Origin of the sequence: Stenotrophomonas sp. Y6 (assembly GCF_022436665.1) — a bacterium.
Classification (GTDB): Bacteria; Pseudomonadota; Gammaproteobacteria; order Xanthomonadales; family Xanthomonadaceae; genus Stenotrophomonas; species Stenotrophomonas acidaminiphila_A.
The window spans coordinates 114914-134885 of the sequence record NZ_JAKUKB010000008.1; the positions used below are offsets into that span (position 1 = coordinate 114914).

The 19972-nt window shown below is 69.7% G+C and carries 19 protein-coding genes; 13 read left to right on the forward strand and 6 right to left on the reverse strand.

Going from position 1 to position 19972, the window contains the following annotated elements; translation table 11 throughout:
* Positions 1-197 precede the first annotated feature (197 nt).
* From MKP15_RS10260 to yidD, 3 genes are read right to left on the reverse strand one after another with little or no spacing between them, the layout of a single operon-like run.
* Positions 198-1049, reverse strand: a complete 852-nt coding sequence (locus MKP15_RS10260; RefSeq protein WP_240212638.1) for a M23 family metallopeptidase — start codon at positions 1047-1049, stop codon at positions 198-200.
* Positions 1049-2395 (reverse strand): dihydroorotase, encoded by a 1347-nt coding sequence (locus MKP15_RS10265; RefSeq protein WP_240212639.1) that lies wholly within the window; start codon positions 2393-2395, stop codon positions 1049-1051. The genes MKP15_RS10260 and MKP15_RS10265 overlap by 1 nt, the downstream gene beginning before the upstream one ends.
* Before the next feature lies 1 nt (position 2396).
* Positions 2397-2669, reverse strand: coding sequence for a membrane protein insertion efficiency factor YidD (gene yidD, locus MKP15_RS10270; protein WP_202626443.1), 273 nt, complete (start codon positions 2667-2669; stop codon positions 2397-2399).
* 260 nt (positions 2670-2929) lie between these two features.
* Between yidD and dksA the strand changes: the two genes are divergently transcribed.
* Entirely contained in the window at positions 2930-4081 is a 1152-nt protein-coding gene (gene dksA / locus MKP15_RS10275; RefSeq protein WP_240212640.1) for an RNA polymerase-binding protein DksA, read from the forward strand.
* Positions 4082-4229: 148 nt separating this feature from the next.
* Here dksA and MKP15_RS10280 read toward each other — a convergent pair whose 3' ends face one another.
* From MKP15_RS10280 to cysS, 3 genes are all read right to left on the reverse strand, one after another.
* Positions 4230-5447: an MFS transporter gene (locus MKP15_RS10280; RefSeq protein ID WP_240212797.1), complete on the reverse strand. Its 1218-nt coding sequence runs from the start codon at positions 5445-5447 to the stop codon at positions 4230-4232.
* 23 nt (positions 5448-5470) lie between these two features.
* Complete coding sequence (locus MKP15_RS10285; protein ID WP_240212641.1) at positions 5471-5911, reverse strand: SufE family protein; 441 nt, start codon at positions 5909-5911, stop codon at positions 5471-5473.
* 121 nt (positions 5912-6032) lie between these two features.
* Positions 6033-7400, reverse strand: a complete 1368-nt coding sequence (cysS, locus tag MKP15_RS10290; RefSeq protein WP_240212642.1) for a cysteine--tRNA ligase — start codon at positions 7398-7400, stop codon at positions 6033-6035.
* 170 nt (positions 7401-7570) lie between these two features.
* Between cysS and MKP15_RS10295 the strand changes: the two genes are divergently transcribed.
* The 12 genes from MKP15_RS10295 (at position 7571) to MKP15_RS10350 (ending at position 19900) form a co-directional block, all read left to right on the forward strand.
* Entirely contained in the window at positions 7571-8128 is a 558-nt protein-coding gene (locus tag MKP15_RS10295; protein ID WP_240212643.1) for a hypothetical protein, read from the forward strand.
* Positions 8129-8435: 307 nt separating this feature from the next.
* The gene (locus MKP15_RS10300) at positions 8436-9443 is read left to right on the forward strand and encodes an N-acetylornithine carbamoyltransferase (protein ID WP_161614782.1); all 1008 of its coding nucleotides are present in this window, start codon (positions 8436-8438) and stop codon (positions 9441-9443) included.
* 70 nt (positions 9444-9513) lie between these two features.
* Complete coding sequence (locus MKP15_RS10305) at positions 9514-10722, forward strand: argininosuccinate synthase (protein ID WP_161614783.1); 1209 nt, start codon at positions 9514-9516, stop codon at positions 10720-10722.
* A gap of 10 nt (positions 10723-10732) precedes the next feature.
* Complete coding sequence (locus MKP15_RS10310; protein ID WP_240212644.1) at positions 10733-11152, forward strand: GNAT family N-acetyltransferase; 420 nt, start codon at positions 10733-10735, stop codon at positions 11150-11152.
* Between the two features lie 42 nt (positions 11153-11194).
* Positions 11195-12292: an acetylornithine deacetylase gene (locus tag MKP15_RS10315; protein WP_240212645.1), complete on the forward strand. Its 1098-nt coding sequence runs from the start codon at positions 11195-11197 to the stop codon at positions 12290-12292.
* 40 nt (positions 12293-12332) lie between these two features.
* Positions 12333-13649: an acetylglutamate kinase gene (locus MKP15_RS10320; protein ID WP_240212646.1), complete on the forward strand. Its 1317-nt coding sequence runs from the start codon at positions 12333-12335 to the stop codon at positions 13647-13649.
* A gap of 4 nt (positions 13650-13653) precedes the next feature.
* Complete coding sequence (locus MKP15_RS10325) at positions 13654-14265, forward strand: GNAT family protein (protein ID WP_240212647.1); 612 nt, start codon at positions 13654-13656, stop codon at positions 14263-14265.
* Entirely contained in the window at positions 14262-15215 is a 954-nt protein-coding gene (gene argC, locus MKP15_RS10330) for an N-acetyl-gamma-glutamyl-phosphate reductase (protein ID WP_161614786.1), read from the forward strand. The genes MKP15_RS10325 and argC overlap by 4 nt, the downstream gene beginning before the upstream one ends.
* 31 nt (positions 15216-15246) lie before the next feature.
* Complete coding sequence (argH, locus tag MKP15_RS10335) at positions 15247-16545, forward strand: argininosuccinate lyase (RefSeq protein ID WP_240212648.1); 1299 nt, start codon at positions 15247-15249, stop codon at positions 16543-16545.
* A gap of 620 nt (positions 16546-17165) precedes the next feature.
* Complete coding sequence (locus tag MKP15_RS10340) at positions 17166-17435, forward strand: YciI family protein (RefSeq protein ID WP_240212649.1); 270 nt, start codon at positions 17166-17168, stop codon at positions 17433-17435.
* Between the two features lie 4 nt (positions 17436-17439).
* Entirely contained in the window at positions 17440-18591 is a 1152-nt protein-coding gene (proB, locus tag MKP15_RS10345) for a glutamate 5-kinase (protein ID WP_240212650.1), read from the forward strand.
* A 61-nt stretch (positions 18592-18652) separates the two neighbouring features.
* Complete coding sequence (locus MKP15_RS10350; protein WP_240212651.1) at positions 18653-19900, forward strand: glutamate-5-semialdehyde dehydrogenase; 1248 nt, start codon at positions 18653-18655, stop codon at positions 19898-19900.
* Positions 19901-19972 lie beyond the last annotated feature (72 nt).

A 19972-nucleotide genomic window follows, 5' to 3' on the forward strand; every position in this document is an offset into this window, starting at 1 on the left:
GACACGGCCCCGACATGGACCCGACACGGCCCCGACGGCGCGGCCGCACGGGGCCCGGAACCGCCGACAGGGCGGCCCCGGGCCCGGACCCGGGAGTAACGTGGTGGCTGTTCGCCACGCCTGGGCACCGCTTCGGGTGACGGGAATGGCGGGGTACGAGAAACCGGGCGCCCCGCGTGCGTGCCGGGCGCGGACGGCTACTTGCCGCGCTCGAGCACCAGCAGCGGGTCGATGCGGGTGTCGAACCAGTTCATTCCCCAATGCAGGTGCGGCCCCGTCGCGCGCCCGGTGGTGCCGACCGCGGCGATCACCTGGCCCTGCGCGATGCGCTCGCCGACCTTCACGTCGATGCGCGACAGGTGCAGGAAGTTGGAGCTGATGCCGAACCCGTGGTCCAGCACCAGGGTGCCGCCGGTCAGGTACAGGTCCGGGTCGGCGAAGGTGACGATGCCCGCGGCCGGTGCCTTCACCGGAGTGCCGGTCGGCGCGGCGATATCCATCCCCGAGTGCCCGGCGCCGGGCTGGCCGTTGTAGATGCGGGCGTTGCCGAAGCGGCCGCTGATGCGCCCCTGCAGCGGCCACTGGAAGGTCTGGGTGAAATCGGTGCGGTCGTCGTCGCGCTGGCGCGCCTCGGTGACCCGGGCCTGTTCGCGGGCAATGCGCTCGGCGATGGCCGGCGGCGGGTTCACCGTCTTCGGCGGCACGCCGTTGACCCGTTCCAGCGGCCAGTCGCGCGGCGTCACCGCGATCGCCGCGGTCTCGCTGCCGCCGTCCGGGCGGCGCACCTGCACCTGCAGCGGACCCTTCTCGTCGCGGCCGATGCCGAACACCACGCTGCCGTAGCCACTGACCCGCAGGTCGCGGCCGGCGTAGCGTACCGTGCTGCCGGCCGGCACCTTGCCGATCACCAGCGCGCCCTGCGAGGCGCTGGCCGGGAACACCACGCGGTTGTCGACCAGGTCGGCGATGCCGTCCTGGGCCAGCGCGGACGGGGCAGGGGACAGCGGCGCGGCGAGCAGCAGCGCGCCCCACAGGAGCGAGCGACGCATCAGCGGGCGTAGGTCATGCGCTGGCCGGCGGGCTGGCCCACCAGCCTGCGACCATCCCACACCCGTTGGCCATTGACCCAGGTGGAGGCGATGCGCGAACGGAAAGTGGTGCCTTCGAATGGCGACCAGCCGCACTTGGACAGCACGTCCTCGCGCCTGACCGTGAACGGTACGTCCTCCACCAGCACCAGGTCGGCGAAATAGCCCTCGCGCAGGAAGCCGCGTTCTTCCACGTCGAACAACTGCGCCGGCGCATGGGCGAATTTCTGCACCACCTGCTCGCGGGTCAGCTTGCCTTCGTGCACCCGCTCCAGCGCGGCGACCAGCGCGTACTGCACCAGCGGCAGGCCCGACGGCGCCTGCGCGTAGGGCTTCTGCTTCTCTTCCCAGGTGTGCGGGGCGTGGTCGGTGGCCAGCACGTCGAGTACATCGTCGGCCAGCGCGGCGATGATCGCCTCGCGGTCGGCCACGTCCTTGATCGCCGGGTTGCACTTGATCAGGTTGCCCTTGGTCGCATAGTCCGGGCGGGCGAAGTGCAGGAAGTGCACGCAGGTTTCGGCGGTGATCTGCTTGCGGCTGCCGTCGGCGCGGATCAGCGGGCCTTTCTCGAACAACGCCAGCTCATCGGCGGTGGAGATGTGCAGCACGTGCAGGCGGGTGCCGTGCCTGCGTGCCAGCGACATCGCCAGCCGGGTCGACTTGATGCAGGCTTCGCGCGAGCGGATGTCCGGGTGCATCTCCGCGGTCAGCGCATCGCCGTACTTATCCTGGAACGCCTTCAGGTTGGCGTCGATCATCGGCGTGTCTTCGCAGTGCGTGATGATCGGGGTCGGGCACTCGCGGAAGATCGCGTCCAGCGTGTCCGGGTCGTCGACCAGCATGTTGCCGGTGGACGCACCCATGAACACCTTCACCCCGGGGGCCTTCTTCGGGTCGAGCGCGCGGATCGCTTCGAGGTTGTCGTTGCTGGCGCCGTGGTAGAAGCCGTAGTTGGCCCAGGCGCGGCCGCGCGCGAGCTCGTACTTGGCTTCCAGGATGGTCGAATCCAGCGTCGGCGGGTTGGTGTTGGGCATGTCCATGAAGCTGGTCAGGCCACCGGCCACCGCCGCCGCCGATTCACTGGCGATGTCGCCCTTGTGGGTCAGGCCCGGTTCGCGGAAATGCACCTGGTCATCGATCATGCCCGGCAGCAGCCAGCGGCCGCCGGCATCGACCACTTCCTCGCCGGCGCGTGGCGCCAGCCCGCTGCCGATCCGGGCGATGCGGCCGTCCTCGATGCGCAGGTCGCCGTCGAAGGTGCGGCCTTCGTTGACCATGCGGGCATTGGTGATGAGCGTGGAGGACATGTCAGTGTTTTCCTGTGCAGCGGCAAGAGGGGGGATGGGCCTTGTCCGGGACCGGGTCGAAGCCGCCCGGGTGCAGCGGATGGCAGCGGCCCAGCCGGCGCAGCGTAAGCCAGCAGCCCCGCAGCGGGCCGTGCAGGCGGATCGCGTCCATCGAATATTCGGAGCAGCTGGGGACAAAGCGGCAGCGCGGCCCCAGCAGGGGGCTGATGAAGCGCTTGTAGAAGCGCAGCAGGGCAATGAGGAGTCGGCCGATCACCCCGCGATGATAAGCCAGCTGGCATTGCCCAAGGATTTGTCGCACGATGCCGGACAGGTGGCAGGCAGGCTCCAGCACCTGGCGCCCACCGGGTACGCCGCTCGTGCCCGGTCACGTTCCGAACCGTGCGGGAGGGTCCGGCGATGCCGCCGGTGGCGCTCCCGGGCGGCTCGGGCATCCGTTCATGTCGGGGCGGTCGGCGCGGTTGCCGCTGCTGGTCGGGTAGGCTATAAAGGCCCGCTTTCCCGGGCCCCGGGGGAAACAAGGAAGAGCGTTTCGTGGCTGCTAAAAAACCTGCAAAAAAGGCCGTCAAGGTCGCCAAGAAAACCGCCAAACCTGCAGTCAAGAAGGCGGCGTCCAAGCCGGTAGTCAAGAAACCGGCCGCCAAGACCGCCAAGCCGGCTGCGAAGAAGGCGCCTGCCAAGAAGGTGGTGGCCAAGAAGGCCCCGGCCAAGCAGGCAGCGCCCGCCAAGAAGGTCGCGGTCAAAAAGGCCGTGGTCAAGAAAGCCCCCGCCAAGAAGGTGGCCGCCAGCAAGAAGGTGGCCGCCAGCAAGGCCCCGGCGAAGAAGGTGGCTGCCAGCAAGGCTCCGGCCAGGAAGGCGGCAGCCCCGTTGGCCAAGGCCCCCCAGCCCGCCAAGCCGGTGCCCGGCAAGACCCCCGCCAAGACCGCGGCCAAGGCCTCCAAGTCCCCGCTCAGCAAACCCATCGTGAAGTCCGTACCGAAGCCGGCTGCCAAGCCGGTGCCGGCCAAGCCTGTCCCGGCCGCAGTCGCCAAGACGGTACCCGCCCCGGCCCCCGCGCCGGTGGCCAAGGCACCGGCTCCGGCAGCCAAGGCCCCGCAATCCAAGAATCCCGTGCCTGTTTCGAAATCCCCCGCAAAGACCGCCGTCAAATCCGCCGCACCCGCCGCCGTCCGTCCGGTCGGCAAGGTCGCCGTTGCCGTCACCGCACGCTCGGCCGCCCCGGCCCCGCGCAGCAAGCACAAAGTGGTCGAGTACAAGACCGACGAGGCGACCGGCCGCCCGATCCTGCCGGCAGGCTACAAGCCCTCGGCGGACGAGGAATACATGAGCCCGCTGCAGCAGGAGTACTTCCGCCAGCGCCTGCAGGACTGGCGCGCCGACCTGGTGGAGGAATCCAAGCAGACCATCGAGAACCTGCGCGAGGAAGTACGCGACATCGGCGACGAGGCCGAACGGGCCACCCGCGAGACCGAGAATTCGCTGGAACTGCGTACCCGCGACCGCTACCGCAAGCTGATCGGCAAGATCGACAGCACGCTCAAGCGGCTGGAGTCGGGCGACTACGGTTACTGCGTGGACACCGGCGAGGAAATCGGCCTGGAGCGCTTGGAAGCACGTCTCACCGCCGAGCGCACCATCGATGCCCAGGAGCGCTGGGAGCACATGCAGAAGCAGCAGGGCGACTGATTCCCGGTCCCCCCGCCGTCAACCAAAAGCCCCGCCGCGTGCGGGGCTTTTTGTTTGCCCTGTCCGCGCGCGCCGCAGGTGGGCGGTTGCCGGCGCGTACACCGCAGCGGCGCGCGGCAGTCGCGCGTGCTCACGTCGCCGCCCCGGGCTATTGCAGGTCGCGCAGGTTCAACCGCCGCAGCGTCGGGTTCTTCCAGGCGGTGAGGCCCGCAACGCCCAACACCGCGCAGCCACCCACCACCACCGCCGGCACCAGTCCCAGCAGCCGCGCCATGGTGCCGGCGTAGAACGCGCCCAGTTCATTGGACGAACTGATGAAGATGCCGTTGATCGACGATACCCGCCCGCGCATCTCATCCGGCGTGGCCAGCTGCAGGATGGTCGAGCGTACCACCACCGACACGCCGTCGAACGCACCGTAGAACAGCAGGATCGCCGCCGACAGCCAGAAGCTGCGCGACAGGCCGAAGCCGATCACGCACAGGCCGAAGCCGGCCACCGCGTACAGCAGCACGCGGCCGGCGTTGCGGTGCAGCGGATGCCGGGCCAGCCACAGGCCCACGCAGACCGAGCCCAGCGCCGGCGCCGCGCGCAGGATGCCGAGCCCTTCCGGCCCGTAGTGCAGGATTTCCTGGATGAAGGCCGGCAGCATCGCCACCACGCCGCCCAGCAGCACCGAGAACATGTCCAGCGCCATCGCGCCGAGCATCACCGGGGTGGACAGCACGAAGCGTGCGCCTTCGGCGATGCTGGCGAAGATCGGCGCGCGGGTGGCCGGCGGCGGCGCTTCCTGCGCCCGCAGCAGGGACAATGCGGCCACGGCCAGCACTGCCATTGCCGCGGCCACGGCGTAGGCCAGCCCTTTGCCGCCCCAGCCGACCAGCACGCCGCCCAGCGCCGGGCCGAGCACCATGCCGGCCTGGAACACCACGCTGCCGAAGCCGGCGCCACGCGCGTACTGATCGCGCGCCAGGACGCGCGCGAACAGCGCGTTGTAGACCGGCGACAGGAAGGCGCGGACCATGCCGGTCAGGGCGATGGCCAGGTAGATCGGCCACGTGCCCTGGAATGGCACTGCGCCCAGCGCGACCGCGCAGAGGATGGCCGCGGTGGCCACCAGCCCGAGACTGGCCACCATGCCCAGGCGGCGCCGTGGCAGATGGTCCACCAGGTAGCCGGCGAACGGCGCCACGCAGAAATAGGGCAGCACTTCGGCCAGCCCGACCAGGCCCAGCGAGAACGGGTTGCGGGTGATCTCGTAGATATGCCAGCCCACCGTGACCGCGACGATCTGGTAGGACAGCATCGCGGTGATGCGATAGGCCAGCAGGTGCACGAAGCCGGCCTGGCGCAGCAGCGCGCCCAGGCCGGCATCGGAACTGCCGGTGGTCACTGCGCTTGCGACCGCGCGGTGTCGCGGATGAAGGAGAGCATCGCCGCCAGCCCGTTGCTGCGGGTCGGCGACAGGTGCCGGGCCAGGCCGATGGCGGCCACGTAGTCCGGCTCGGTGGCCAGGATCTCGGCCGCCGGGCGGCCGGAGTAGACGCGCAGCGCCAGATAGATCAACCCGGAAACGATGGCCGAGTCGCTGACCGCGTGGAACACCAGCCGGTCGGCGTTGCCTTCGGGCACGATCCACACCATCGACTGGCAGCCGTGCAGCCGGTGTTCCTCGGTCTTCCACGCCTCCGGGAAGGGGGGCAGCTTGCGGCCGAGGTCGATCAGGTACTGGTAGCGCTCGGACCAGTCAGCGAAGAAGGAGAATTCGTCGGCGATCGCGGCCTGGGCTTCGGCGGCGGTGGCTTCGAGCGGGAAGGGGGAGTCGGTCATCAGGGTTCCTGCCATGGGCCCTTTCCACGGCGGGAGGAAGGGGAGGACGAGGGGGAAGAAGGACGCGGGCCAGGGCAGGGGGCGGTGCGCGCCTGTCCCGGCCACGGCTCACGGCAATGGCTCAGCCACGTTTCCAGCGCACGCCCTGCGGCGTGTCCTCCAGGACGATGTTCTCGGCGGCCAGCTGGTCGCGGATGGCATCGGCGCGGGCGAAATCGCGCGCCTGCTTGGCGGCGATGCGTGCGTCGATCAGGGCCTGGATGCGGGCATCGTCGCCGGCGTCCGCGCCACGCCCGAACCATGCCGCCGGCGCCTGCTGCAGCAGCCCCAGCGCCAGCCCGGCGCCGAGCAGTTCGCCCTTCAGGCGCGCCTTCTCGACCACGCCTTCCGCCTTGCGTGCCTCGCTGGCGATGCGCGCCACCTCGGCCAGTGCCAGCGGCGTGTTGAGATCGTCGTCCAGCGCCGCCTCGACTGCGGCCGGAATCACGGCGGTGGCGTCGACATCGGCCAGGTCGCGCAGGGTGCCGTACAGCCGGTCCAGGGTGCGCACGGACTGCTCGATCAGCGCGTCGGACCAGTCCAGCGGCTGCCGGTAGTGAGCCGACAGCAGCGCATAGCGCAGCGCCTCGGGCGGATGCTGGCGCACCAGGTCGTGCACCCGCTCGATGTTGCCCAGCGACTTGCTCATCTTGGCGCCGCCGAAGTTGAGCATGCCGTTGTGCAGCCAGAAGCGGGCGAAGGTGCGGCCGCCGTGGGCGCATTCGCTCTGCGCGATCTCGTTTTCGTGGTGCGGGAACTGCAGGTCCACGCCGCCGGCGTGGATGTCGATGGTGTCGCCCAGGTGGGCGGCGGCCATCGCCGAACATTCGATGTGCCAGCCCGGGCGGCCGCGGCCCCATGGCGATTCCCAGCCGGGCAGGTCGTCGCTGGACGGCTTCCACAGCACGAAGTCGCCGGCGTCGCGCTTGTACGGGGCCACTTCGACGCGGGCGCCGGCCAGCATTTCGTCCGGGTCGCGCCGCGACAGTCTGCCGTAGCCGTCGAAGGTGGCGACCGCGAACAGCACGTGGCCCTCGGCGGCATAGGCGTGCCCGGCTTCGATTAGCCGCTCGATCATGGCGATGATCTGCGGGATGTGGGCGGTGGCTTCCGGCTCGATGTCCGGCGGCGCCACGCCCAGGGCGGCCATGTCCTCGCGGTAGGCGGCGGCGAAGCGGTCGGTGATGGCCGCGATCTGCACGCCCTGGTCGCGCGCCGCGGCGTTGATCTTGTCGTCGACGTCGGTGATGTTGCGGGCGTAGCGCAGGCCGCCGAAACGGCGCCGCAGCAGGGCCGCGAGCACCCCGAACACCACCGGGCCGCGGGCGTTGCCGATGTGCACGTAGTTGTAGACGGTCGGGCCGCACACGTACATGGTCGGGGCGGCCGGGTCCAGCGGGGCGAACCGCTCCAGCTGCCGGGTCAGGGTGTTGTACAGGTGCAGGGCCATGGGCGTGCCGTGGGAGCGAAAACAGAGCCGGCAATTCTAGCGGGCCGGGGCCGGGCGGGCACGCCCGGGCTGGGCAGCGGCGCGATGGACGGGTAATGTTCAGCCTCCATCCCCTGCCGCGCCTACACTATATCGGTGGTCATCCCTCATCCATCCCCGTTGACGTGTCGATGAAGCGCGCTCCCGTGTCGCTGTCCATGGCCTGCCTGCTGGCCGCGTCCGCCATGCCGGCCGCGGCCCAGAACACCGACCTGCGCAATCGCGTGGTGATAGTCGAAAACGTGCGCTACGACTATGCGCAGGTATTGAACGTCGAGCCGGTGTTCCAGACCCTGCGTGCGACCCGCACCGAGGAACACTGCGAGCCGGTGTCCACGCTGACGCTGGCGCCGGTGGAGGTCAAGGGCGAGGAGCAGAAGGGCGGGTTCCGTCGTTTCTGGGATTCGGTCAAGGGCATTTTCAGCCACCAGGACGGCGAGGACGAGGCCGAGAGGGAGGTGCGTGCCGTGGGCGCCGGCAACAATGGCGCGCTGCTCACCCCCGAGTGCCGGATCATCGAGGTCGGCCGCGAGTTCCGCCGGCCCATCGCCTATGACGTGGATTACGTCTACAAGGGCGTCAAGTTCCGCTCGCGCCTGCCCGAGGATCCGGGCAACCGCCTGAAGCTGCGGGTGTCGATCACCCCCGAGCTGGGCGAGGGCCTGGAGCAGGGGCCGGCGAATCCCTGATTGTTGCATCGCGGCACTTGCGTGGTGCCGGAACGCGTGCGACCATGCGCGACGATGAAGGCGAACAGCTTCCAGCACGAAACCAGCACCGCCCGGATGGCCTCCGGCATGACCTCGCGTGCCCGCCGACCGGAACCCCACATATTCGCTGGGTAAACCGGAGCCTTGTGCTGTCTGTTCGGAAAACCCAGCCCCCGGCTGGGTTTTTTCGTTTCTGCTCCACGAAAGTTTCAACTGCAATGAGCCGCGCGTCCGCGCATCCTGCCGCCGGCAACGGTGGTCCCCCGCACCAGCAAAGGATGGATCGATGTCTGTGAAGCACTTCTTGAACACCCAGGACTGGAGCCGCGCCGAACTCGACGCGCTGCTGACCCAGGCGGCCCTGTTCAAGCGCAACAAGCTGGGCGACGACCTGAAGGGCAGGTCCATCGCGCTGGTGTTCTTCAATCCGTCCATGCGTACCCGCACCAGCTTCGAGCTGGGCGCGTTCCAGCTCGGCGGCCATGCCATCGTGCTGCAGCCGGGCAAGGACGCGTGGCCGATCGAGTTCGACCTGGGCACGGTGATGGATGGCGACACCGAAGAGCACATCGCCGAAGTGGCGAAGGTGCTGGGGCGCTACGTCGACCTCATCGGCGTGCGCGCCTTCCCGAAGTTCGTGGACTGGCAGTACGACCGCCAGGACATCGTGCTCAAGGCGTTCGCGAAGTACTCGCCGGTGCCGGTCATCAACATGGAGACCATCACCCATCCCTGCCAGGAACTGGCGCATGCGCTGGCGCTGCAGGAGCACTTCGGCACCAGTGACCTGCGCGGCAAGAAGTACGTGCTGACCTGGACCTACCATCCCAAGCCGCTGAACACCGCGGTAGCGAACTCGGCGTTGACCATTGCCACCCGCCTGGGCATGGACGTGACCCTGCTGTGCCCCAACGAGCAATACATCCTCGACGAGCGTTACATGGGCTGGGCCGCGCAGAACGTGGCCGAGAGCGGCGGCTCGCTGCGCGTCAGCCATGACATCGAAAGCGCCTACCGCGGTGCCGACGTGGTCTATGCCAAGAGCTGGGGCGCACTGCCGTACTTCGGCAACTGGGCGCCGGAAAAGCCCATCCGCGACCAGTACAAGCACTTCATCGTCGACGAGGCCAAGATGGCGCTCACCAACAACGGCGTGTTCAGCCATTGCCTGCCGCTGCGCCGCAACGTCAAGGCCACCGACGCGGTGATGGATTCGCCGCAGTGCATCGCCATCGACGAGGCCGAGAACCGCCTGCATGTGCAGAAGGCGATCATGGCCGCGCTGGTCCGCTGATCCGTCCCGCCGCTTTCCCTTCCCCCGATTCAACAACGGCGGCCCACGCGCCGCCCCACGAGATCCGCACATGACTACTCCCAACGAATCCCGCGACATCGTCCTGGCCTTCTCCGGCGGCCTGGACACCAGCTTCTGCGTGCCCTACCTGAAGGAGCGCGGCTGGAACGTGCACACCGTGTTCGCCGACACCGGCGGCGTGGACGCCGAAGAGCGCGAGACGATCGAGAAGCGCGCCGCCGAACTGGGCGTGGCCAGCCACGTCACCGTCGATGGTGGCCCGGCGATCTGGGCAGGCTTCGTCAAGCCGTTCGTGTGGGCCGGCGAGGGCTACCAGGGCCAGTACCCGCTGCTGGTGTCCGACCGTTACCTGATCGTCGATGCCGCCCTCGCGCGCGCCGCCGAGCTGGGCACCAACGCCATCGCCCACGGCTGCACCGGCATGGGCAACGACCAGGTGCGCTTCGACCTGGCGGTCAAGGCGCAGGGCGATTACCGCATCCTCGCCCCGATCCGCGAGATCCAGAAGGAGCACACCCAGACCCGTGCCTACGAGCAGGCCTACCTGGAAGAGCGTGGCTTCGGCGTGCGTGCCAAGCAGAAGGCCTACACCATCAACGAGAATCTGCTGGGCGTGACCATGTCCGGCGGCGAGATCGACAAGTGGGAGGCGCCGGGCGAGGGCGCGCGCGGCTGGTGCGCGCCGCGCAGCGCGTGGCCGATCGAGCCGCTGACCGTGACCCTGAAGTTCGTCCATGGCGAAGCGGTGGAACTGGACGGCAAGGCGCTGCCGGGCGAGCAGATCCTGGCCAGGCTCAACAAGCTGTTCGCCCCGTACGGCGTCGGTCGCGGCGTGTACACCGGCGACACCGTGATCGGGCTGAAGGGTCGGATCGTGTTCGAGGCGCCGGGCCTGACCGCGCTGCTGGCCGCGCACCGCGCGCTGGAAGACGCGGTGCTGACCAAGCAGCAGAACCGCTTCAAGCCGGACGTGGCGCGCAAGTGGGTTGAGCTGGTCTACGAAGGCTTCTACCACGACCCGCTGAAGACCGACCTGGAGGCGTTCCTGCGGTCCTCGCAGGGCAAGGTCAACGGCGAAGTGGTGCTGGAGACCCGTGGCGCCCGCGTCGATGCGGTGGCGGTGCGCTCGCCGCACATCCTCAACGCCAAGGGCGCGACGTACGCGCAGTCGGCCGACTGGGGCGTGGAGGAGGCCGAGGGTTTCATCAAGCTGTTCGGCATGAGCTCCACGCTGTACGCACAGGTCAACCACGGCTGAGCGCGACGGCATGGGTGGGCTGCGCATCAGCACCGACAAGGGGGAACTCGACGTTCCCCTGATCCACCGCTTCCTCTCGACCGGGGCCTACTGGAGCCCCGGCGTTGCGAGGGAAACGGTGGAGCGTGCGATCGCCGGCTCGCTGTGCTTCGGCGGCTACCTTGATGGTGCCGGGCAGGTGGCGTTCGCGTGGGTCATCACCGACGCGGCCACGTTCGCCTACCTGGCCGACGTGTTCGTCCTGCCGGCGCATCGCGGGCGCGGGCATGCCGTGCAGCTGATGGACGCGGTCGTGGCCCATCCGCAGCTGCAGGGACTGCGCCGCTTCATGCTGGCCACGCTCGACGCGCATGGCCTGTACGCGCGCTACGGCTTCGTCGCGCCGGCCCGGCCCGAACGGCTGATGGAAATCGTCAGCGCCGCCACCTGACCGGTGGGCATACCACCGGCTCCCACCTCTACTTCCATTCCGATGACCGACCTGCTCGACAACACCCTGGCGCACCTGGAAAAGCTGGTGTCCTTCGACACCCGCAACCCGCCGCGCGCGATCACCACCGGCGGCATTTTCGATTACCTGCGCGCGAACCTGCCCGGGTTCCAGGTGGAGGTGACCGACCACGGCGCGGGCGCGGTCAGCCTGTACGCGGTGCGTGGCACGCCCAGATACCTGTTCAACGTGCACCTGGACACGGTGCCGGATTCGCCACACTGGAGTGCCGATCCGCACGTGATGCGGCGCCTGGACGACCGCGTGGTCGGCCTCGGCGTATGCGACATCAAGGGCGCCGCGGCCGCGCTGGTGGCGGCCGCCAACCTCAGCGACGGCGATGCGGCCTTCCTGTTCTCCTCGGACGAGGAAGCCAACGACCCGCGCTGCATCGCGGCCTTCCTGGCCCGTGGCATCCCGTATGAGGCGGTGCTGGTGGCCGAGCCGACCCTGGGCGAGGCGGTGCTGGCGCACCGTGGCATCAGTTCGGTGCTGATGAAGTTCAGCGGCCGCGCCGGCCATGCCTCCGGCCAGCAGGACGCCGCGGCCAGCGCGCTGCACCAGGCCATGCGCTGGGGCGGCCGCGCGCTGGACCATGTGCAGTCGCTGGCGCATGCCCGCTTCGGCGGGCTGACCGGGCTGCGCTTCAACATCGGCCGCGTCGAAGGCGGCATCAAGGCCAACATGATCGCGCCCGAGGCCGAGCTGCGCTTCGGCTTCCGCCCGCTGCCGTCGATGGATATCGACCAGCTGCTGGCCACCTTCGCCGCTTTCGCCGAGCCGGCGGCCGCGCACTTCGAGGAGACCTTCCGCGGTCCGAGCCTGCCGTCCGGCGACATCGCCCGCGCCGAGGAACGCCGCCTGGCCGCGCGCGACATCGCCGAGGAGCTGGGCCTGCCGATCGGCAACGCGGTCGATTTCTGGACCGAGGCCTCGCTGTTCTCGGCCGCCGGCTACACCACGATGGTCTACGGCCCCGGCGACATCGCCCAGGCCCACACCGCCGACGAGTTCGTGACGCTGGAGCAGCTGCAGCGCTACGCCGGTTCGGTCCTCGCCATTCTGCAGCGCGGCGCCTGATCGCCGCGTTCCACCCCCCAAGACAGACGAACTGCCCACCATGCAACCCCACCGCCAGACCCGCCAGACCATCGTGCGCCTGCTCTCGAGCATGGCCAGCGCGAAGGAGATCAGCCAGTACCTCAAGCGCTTCTCGCAGCTGGACGCCAAGCGCTTCGCCGTGGTCAAGGTCGGCGGCGCGGTGCTGCGCGACGACCTGGAGGCGCTGACGTCCTCGCTGTCGTTCCTGCAGGAAGTCGGGCTGACCCCGATCGTGCTGCACGGCGCCGGCCCGCAGCTCGATGCCGAGCTGGCGGCCGCCGGCATCGAGAAGCACACCGTCAACGGCCTGCGCGTGACCACCCCCGAAGCGCTGGCGATCGTGCGCAAGGTGTTCCAGCAGTCCAACCTGCAGCTGGTCGAGGCACTGCAGCAGAACGGCGCCCGCGCCACCTCCATCACCGGCGGCGTGTTCGAGGCCGAGTACCTGGACCGCGATACCTATGGGCTGGTCGGCGAGGTGAAGCGGGTCAACCTGGCGCCGATCGAGGCCAGCCTGCGCGCCGGCTCGATCCCGGTCATCACCTCGCTGGGCGAGACCCCGAGCGGGCAGATCCTCAACGTCAACGCCGACTTCGCCGCCAACGAACTGGTGCAGGAGCTGCAGCCGTACAAGATCATCTTCCTCACCGGCACCGGCGGCCTGCTCGATGCCGAGGGCAGGCTGATCGATTCGATCAACCTGTCCACCGAGTACGAGCACCTGATCCAGCAGCCGTGGCTGCACGGTGGCATGAAGGTCAAGATCGAGCAGATCAAGGACCTGCTGGACAGGCTGCCGGAGGAATCCTCGGTCTCGATCACGCGCCCGGCCGACCTGGCCAAGGAACTTTTCACCCACAAAGGCTCCGGCACCCTGGTCCGGCGCGGCGAGAAGGTGCTCAAGGCCACGTCCTGGGAGCAGCTGGACACCGCGCGGCTGAAGGCGCTGATCGAGTCCAGCTTCGGCCGCAGGCTGGTACCCGACTATTTCGAGAAGACCCGGCTGCTGCGCGCCTATGTCAGCGAGAACTACCGTACCGCGGTGATCCTCACCGACGAGGCCGAGGGCGTGTACCTGGACAAGTTCGCCGTGCTCGATGACGCGCAGGGCGAAGGCCTGGGTCGCGCGGTATGGAACGTGATGCTGGAGGAAACCCCGCAGCTGTTCTGGCGCTCGCGCAACGGCAACCCGGTCAACCACTTCTACTACGCCGAGTCCGACGGCTGCTACAAGCTCGACCACTGGAAGGTGTTCTGGTTCGGCGCCAGCGACTTCGACCGCATCCGCGGCTTCGTCGAGCACTGCGGCCGGCGCAAGGCCAGCCTGCAGGGATGACGCCATGACCGGGGCCACGGCCAACGCCTGCTGGAACAGCGTGCCGGAGCTGCGCGGCGCGCATGTCGCGCTGGAACCGCTGCGCATTGAACACGTGCCCGCGCTGCGGCAGGCGCTGGGCGGGGGTGAGCTGTCGCGCCTGTGGTACGCCAACGTGCCGGCGCCGGAGGCGGTGGAGCACTACGTCGCGGCGGCGCTGGACGCGCAGGCACGGGGCGAGGCGCTGCCGTTCGCGGTCCGCGACAGCCGCGGCGAAGTGGTCGGCTGCACCCGTTGTTACGCGCTGGACGCCGGGGTGCCGCGGCTGAACATCGGCTACACCTGGTACCACCCCCGGGTGCAGCGCACCGGCGTGAACACCGAAGCCAAGCTGCTGTTGCTGCGGCATGCCTTCGAGGCGCTGGGCTGCATCGGCGTCGGCTTCGAGACCAGCTGGTTCAACCATGCCTCGCGTACCGCCATTGCCCGGCTCGGCGCGAGGCAGGACGGCGTGCTGCGCAACCACAAGCGCCACGCCGACGGCACGCCGCGCGACACCGTGGTGTTCTCCATCCTCGACAGCGAATGGCCGGCGGTACGCCGCCATCTGCGGTCCCTACTGGATTCGCATTCATGACCGACAGCAAATTCTCGCTGGGCATCGTCGGTGCCCGCGGCCATACCGGCGCCGAGCTGATCCGGCTGATCGCCGCGCACCCGCGGATCGAACTGGCCTTCGTTTCCTCGCGCGAGCTGGACGGCCAGCGCGTGGCCGACCACAACGACGGCTACCGCGGCGAACTGCGCTACGAGAGCCTCGACCCGCAGGCGGTGGCCGCCAAGGGCGCCGATGCGGTGATCCTGGCCCTGCCCAATGGCAAGGCCGGGCCCTTCGTGGCCGCGCTGGATGCCGCCCGGCCGGAGACGGTGATCGTGGATCTCTCGGCCGACTACCGCTTCGACAATGCCTGGTATTACGGCCTGCCGGAGCTGACCCGCGATACGTACGCCGGGCAGAAGCGCATCAGCAACCCGGGCTGCTACGCCACCGCCATGCAGCTGGCGATCACGCCGCTGCTGTCGCAGCTGGCCGGGCCGCCGGCCTGTTTCGGTGTGTCGGGGTATTCCGGTGCCGGTACCACGCCCTCGGACAAGAACAACACCGAGCTGCTGCGCGACAACCTGATGCCGTACGCGCTGACCAACCACGTGCACGAGCGCGAGGTCTCCACCCGGCTCGGCGTGCCGGTGGAGTTCATGCCGCACGTCGCCCCGCACTTCCGCGGCATCACCATGACCGTCAACCTGTGGCTGCAGCAGCCGCTCACGCGCGAACAGGTGATGGCGCTTTACCGGCAGCGTTATGCCGGCGAGCCGCTGGTGGAGGTGGTGGACGACGCGCCATGGGTCAGCCGCATCGCCGGCCGCCATGGCGTGCAGATCGGCGGCTTCACCCTGGCCCCGGGCAACAAGCGCGTGGTGGTGGTGGCGACCCTGGACAACCTGCTCAAGGGCGCGGCGACGCAGGCGCTGCAGAACCTCAACCTGGCGTTGGGCCTGCCCGAGCTGGCCGCGATCCCGCATTGACCCATCCCACGCCCATTCCGAGAGATTTCCGATGACCAACCTGTTGTGGCAGAAACCCGGCGTCGCGGTGGACGCGAAGATCCAGGCCTTCCTTGCCGGCGACGACGTGATCCTGGACCGCGAGTTCTTCCTGCACGACATCCAGGCAAGCACCGCGCATGCCGAAGGCCTGCAGCACATCGGCATCCTGTCGGCCGACGAGCTGGCCGCGCTCAAGCGCGAACTGGCCACGCTGGCCGAGGATTTCCGCAGCGGTGCGTTCGTGCTGGATGAGCAGTACGAGGATTGCCACTCGGCGATCGAGGCGCGCCTGACTGAGCGCCTGGGCGATGCCGGGCGCAAGATCCACACCGGCCGCAGCCGCAACGACCAGATCCTGGTCGCCACCCGGCTGTGGCTCAAGGAAAAGCTGGCACGGGTGGCGGAGATCAGCCGCGAGGTGGCGAAAGTGGCGCTGGACCGCGCCGTCGCCGAACAGCAGCAGCCGCTGCCCGGTTACACCCACATCCAGCGCGCCGTGGTGTCCTCGGCCGGCATGTGGTGGGCGGGCTGGGCCGAGGCCTTCATCGACAACGCGGTGCGCGCCGCCGATACGCGCCGGTTGCTCGACTGCAATCCGCTGGGCACGGCGGCCGGTTACGGCGTCAACCTGCCGCTGGACCGCGAGCACACCACGCGTGCCCTTGGGTTCGCGCGCATGCAGGTCAGCCCGATCTACGCGCAGCTGTCGCGCGGCAAGTTCGAGCTGGCCGCGCTGGAGGCGCTGGGCGGGGCGACCCTGGACCTGCGCCGCATCGCCTGGGACCTGTCGCTGTTCACCACCGGCGAGTTCGCCTTCGTGGCGCTGCCGGCGCAGTACACCACCGGCAGTTCGATCATGCCCAACAAGCGCAACCCGGACGTGATCGAGCTGATGCGCGCCACCCACGCCAGCGTCGCCGCCGCGCGTACCGAGATCGAGCAGCTGCTGTCGCTGCCGTCGGGCTACCACCGCGACCTGCAGGCGTCCAAGGGCGCGATTTTCCATGGCTTCGGCCGCGGGCTGTCGGCGCTGGAGCTGCTGCCGGCACTGTTGTCCAACCTGGACTGGCGCGACGACAACATCCGCGCCGCCATCGATTCGGGCATGTATGCCACCGACGTGGCGGTCGAGGCGGCACTGGCCGGCGTACCGTTCCGTGACGCCTACAAGGCCGCGGCCGCGGCGGCGGACACGGCCGGGCAGGGGCGCACGCCCGAAGGCAGCCTTGCCGCGCGGGTGTCGCCGGGCGCGGCCGCCGACCTGCGGCTGGACGAACTGCAGGCGCGCTGGGCGGCATTGCAACCGTAGGTGCCGGGCTCGCCCGGCACGGGGCCTGGCCGGAGGTCCGCATGCGGGGCAAGCCCCGCATCTACAGGTGCCGCGCAGGTGCCGGGCTCGCCCGGCACGGGGTTTGGCCGGGAGGTCCGCATGCGGGGCAAGCCCCGCATCTACAGGTGCCGCGTAGGTGCCGGGCTTGCCCGGCACGGGGCATCGCCGGGAAGGCCGCATGCGGGGCAAGCCCCGCATCTACGTTGCCGCGCAGGTGCCGGGCTTGCCTGGCACGCGGTTTTGCCGGGAAGGCTGCATGCGGGGCAAGCCCCGCATCTACAGGTGCCGCGCAGGTGCCGGGCTCGCCCGGCACGGGGTTTGGCCGGGAGAGCCGCATGCGGGGCAAGCCCCGCATCTACAGGTGCCGCGCAGGTGCTGGGCTTGCCCGGCACGGGGCATCGCCGGGAAGGCTGCATGCGGGGCAAGCCCCGCATCTACGTTGCCGCGTAGGTGCCGGGCTCGCCCGGCACGGGGTTTGGCCGGAAAGGCCGCATGCGGGGCAGACCCGCATCCACATGCGATTGCCGGTTGGTTGGAAACGAAAGCATCCCCCACATCTGCCGCGCGGCAGTGCAACATCCGCGACGGGACTTCGTGTCATGGAGAACAACGTGAAGCTGTACCTGGTGATGGCCCTGCGCAAGCCGACGTTCGACGCGGGCGTGATCGAACCGCACAGGGCGTTCCTCGATGCGCTGCGCGCGCAGGGGCGGCTGCACCTGACCGGCGGCTTCGGCGACGGCAGTGGCGGCGCCTACGTGTTGTGCAACGTCGACGACCTGGCGCAGGCACGTGCCATCGTCGCCACCGATCCGCTGGTCCTGCAGGACTGCTCGGACCTGACCGTCCATGAATGGAACACGCGTTGAGCCCATGAACGACACCGCGCCTTCGCCGTTCGCCGAGCAGCCGCTGCCGCCGTGGCGGCGCGCGGTGCTCAAGGTCGGCAGCAGTCTGCTGGCCGCCGATGGCGGCGGCCTGACCCCGCGCTTCGCGCTGGGGCTGGCGCAGTTCGTCTCGGCCAACCTGGTGGCCGGCCGCGAGGTGGTCATCGTCTCCTCGGGCGCGGTCGCCGCCGGCCGCGCGATCGTGCCGAAGGTGGCCGAGGCCGGCGCGACCATGGCCGCGCGGCAGGCGCTTGCCGCGCTCGGCCAGGCGCAGCTGATCGCGCTGTGGCAACGCTTCTTCGAGCGCCCGGTGGCGCAGGTGCTGCTCACCCACGACGACCTGCGCAACCGCCGCCGCTACCTCAACGCGCGCGCCACCCTCAACGAGCTGCTGGCGCTGGGCGCGTTGCCGGTGGTCAACGAGAACGACACCGTTTCGGTGGACGAGCTGAAGCTGGGCGACAACGACAACCTGGCGGCCATCGTCGCCGCGCTGGTCGATGCCGACGCGCTGTTCATCGCCACCGATATCGACGGGCTGTACACCGCCGATCCGCGCCGCGACCCGCAGGCGCAGCCAATCGACGAGGTCGTCGAACTGAACGCCGCGGTGATGGCGATGGCCGGCGGCAGCGGCAGCGCGGTCGGCACCGGCGGCATGTTGACCAAGCTGCAGGCCGCGGCCAAGGCCGGCGCCGCCGGCATCGATACCCTCCTGTTCAACGGCCGCAGTGGCGAGGTGGTACGCGGCCTCGCGCAGGGCCGGCTGCGCGGCACCCGGCTGCACGCGGGGCGCTCGCGTATCGCCGCGCGCAAGTACTGGCTGCGGCATGCGCCGGTCGAGCCGGGGGCGATCCTGGTCGACGCGGGTGCGGCGCGTGCGCTGCGCGAGAACGGCGCCTCGCTGCTGCCCGGCGGCGTGGTCGATGCGCTGGGCGAGTTCCGCCGCGGCGACATGATCGAAGTACGGGTGGACGGCGAGGGCGGTGCGTCCTGCGTGGCGCGTGGCATCAGCCAGTACTCGGCACTGGACCTGCGCCGCATCGGCCGCCGCCACACCCGCGAGATCGAGGCCATCCTCGGCTACACCTATGGCGACAACGTGATCCACCGCGACGACCTGGTGCTGCTGCCATGACCGCGCCGGCCTACGCCCGCGGCAGCCGGCACCGGTCCGCATCCTCCCGGGAGCAGTACGCATGACCGACATCAAGACCCTCGCCGAGCAGTGCCGCGACGCCTCGCAGGTGCTGGCGCGCCTTTCCAGCGATGCACGGCGCGCACTGCTGGCGTCGATGGCCGATGCGCTCGATGCCGATGCCGGCGCCATCCTCGCCGCCAATGCGCGCGACCTGCAGGCCGCGCGCGACAAGGGCGTGGGCACGGCGATGCTCGACCGGCTCGCCCTGGACCGGCAGCGCCTGGCCGGCGTGGCCAACGCCCTGCGCGAGGTTGCCGCGCTGCCGGATCCGGTCGGCCAGGTGACCCGCGACGACACGCGGCCCAACGGCATCCGCGTGCAGAAGGTGCGCGTGCCGCTGGGGGTGATCGCGATGATCTACGAGGCGCGCCCGAACGTGACCGCCGACGCCGCGGCGCTGTGCATCAAGGCCGGCAACGGCGTGATCCTGCGCGGCGGCTCGGAGGCGATCCATTCCAATACCGCGATCGCCGCCGCGCTCAAGCGTGCGCTGCGCGGGGCCGGGGTACCCGATGCCGCGCTGACCCTGGTGGAGGACCTGCGCCGCGAGACCATGTTGGAACTGCTGCAGCTCAACGACATCGTCGACCTGGCGATCCCGCGCGGTGGCGAGGGCCTGATCCGCTTCGTCGCCGAACATGCGCGGGTACCGGTGATCAAGCACTACAAGGGCGTGTGCCACCTGTACGTGGACGACAGCGCCGACCTGCAACTGGCGCTGGGCCTGCTGGTCGACGGCAAGGTATCGCGTCCGGCGGCGTGCAATTCGCTGGAGACCCTGCTGGTGCATGCCGACATCGCGCCGCGCTTCCTGCCGCTGGCGGCCGACGCGCTGCGCGCACGCGGGGTCGAACTGCGCGGCGATGCCGCCACCCGCGCGCTGGTCGCCGGCGTGGCGCCGGCGGACGAGGCCGACTACGCGGCCGAGTACCTGGACCTGATCCTGGCGATACGGGTGGTCGATTCGCTGGATGCGGCGATCGCCCATGTCCGCCGGCATACTTCCGACCACACCGAAGTCATCGCCACCGGCGACCCGGCCCACGCCGACGCCTTCGTGCACGCCCTGCGCTCGGCGGTGGTGATGGTCAACGCTTCGTCGCGCTTCTCCGACGGCGGCGAACTGGGGCTGGGCGCGGAAATCGGCATCTCCACCACACGCCTGCACGCCTACGGCCCGATGGGCCTGGAGGCACTTACCGTGGAGCGTTTCGTGGTGCGTGGCGACGGCCAGGTCAGGGGATGAAAGCCAGGAACCCGTGAGGCGCAGCCAGGAACGAGGCAGGGTCCGTCCCTGCTTCTGCGTCCTCTCGTTCCC

What these genes read in the sequence shown, in the direction of transcription:
- MKP15_RS10260 (WP_240212638.1), bottom strand. Translation starts at nt 1,049, where the DNA reads ATGCGTCGCTCGCTCCTGTGGGGCGCGCTGCTGCTCGCCGCGCCGCTG.
- MKP15_RS10265 (WP_240212639.1), bottom strand. Translation starts at nt 2,395, where the DNA reads ATGTCCTCCACGCTCATCACCAATGCCCGCATGGTCAACGAAGGCCGC.
- MKP15_RS10285 (WP_240212641.1), bottom strand. Translation starts at nt 5,911, where the DNA reads ATGACCGACTCCCCCTTCCCGCTCGAAGCCACCGCCGCCGAAGCCCAG.
- cysS (WP_240212642.1), bottom strand. Translation starts at nt 7,400, where the DNA reads ATGGCCCTGCACCTGTACAACACCCTGACCCGGCAGCTGGAGCGGTTC.
- MKP15_RS10295 (WP_240212643.1), top strand. Translation starts at nt 7,571, where the DNA reads ATGAAGCGCGCTCCCGTGTCGCTGTCCATGGCCTGCCTGCTGGCCGCG.
- MKP15_RS10300 (WP_161614782.1), top strand. Translation starts at nt 8,436, where the DNA reads ATGTCTGTGAAGCACTTCTTGAACACCCAGGACTGGAGCCGCGCCGAA.
- MKP15_RS10305 (WP_161614783.1), top strand. Translation starts at nt 9,514, where the DNA reads ATGACTACTCCCAACGAATCCCGCGACATCGTCCTGGCCTTCTCCGGC.
- MKP15_RS10310 (WP_240212644.1), top strand. Translation starts at nt 10,733, where the DNA reads ATGGGTGGGCTGCGCATCAGCACCGACAAGGGGGAACTCGACGTTCCC.
- MKP15_RS10315 (WP_240212645.1), top strand. Translation starts at nt 11,195, where the DNA reads ATGACCGACCTGCTCGACAACACCCTGGCGCACCTGGAAAAGCTGGTG.
- MKP15_RS10320 (WP_240212646.1), top strand. Translation starts at nt 12,333, where the DNA reads ATGCAACCCCACCGCCAGACCCGCCAGACCATCGTGCGCCTGCTCTCG.
- MKP15_RS10325 (WP_240212647.1), top strand. Translation starts at nt 13,654, where the DNA reads ATGACCGGGGCCACGGCCAACGCCTGCTGGAACAGCGTGCCGGAGCTG.
- argC (WP_161614786.1), top strand. Translation starts at nt 14,262, where the DNA reads ATGACCGACAGCAAATTCTCGCTGGGCATCGTCGGTGCCCGCGGCCAT.
- argH (WP_240212648.1), top strand. Translation starts at nt 15,247, where the DNA reads ATGACCAACCTGTTGTGGCAGAAACCCGGCGTCGCGGTGGACGCGAAG.
- MKP15_RS10340 (WP_240212649.1), top strand. Translation starts at nt 17,166, where the DNA reads ATGGAGAACAACGTGAAGCTGTACCTGGTGATGGCCCTGCGCAAGCCG.
- proB (WP_240212650.1), top strand. Translation starts at nt 17,440, where the DNA reads ATGAACGACACCGCGCCTTCGCCGTTCGCCGAGCAGCCGCTGCCGCCG.
- MKP15_RS10350 (WP_240212651.1), top strand. Translation starts at nt 18,653, where the DNA reads ATGACCGACATCAAGACCCTCGCCGAGCAGTGCCGCGACGCCTCGCAG.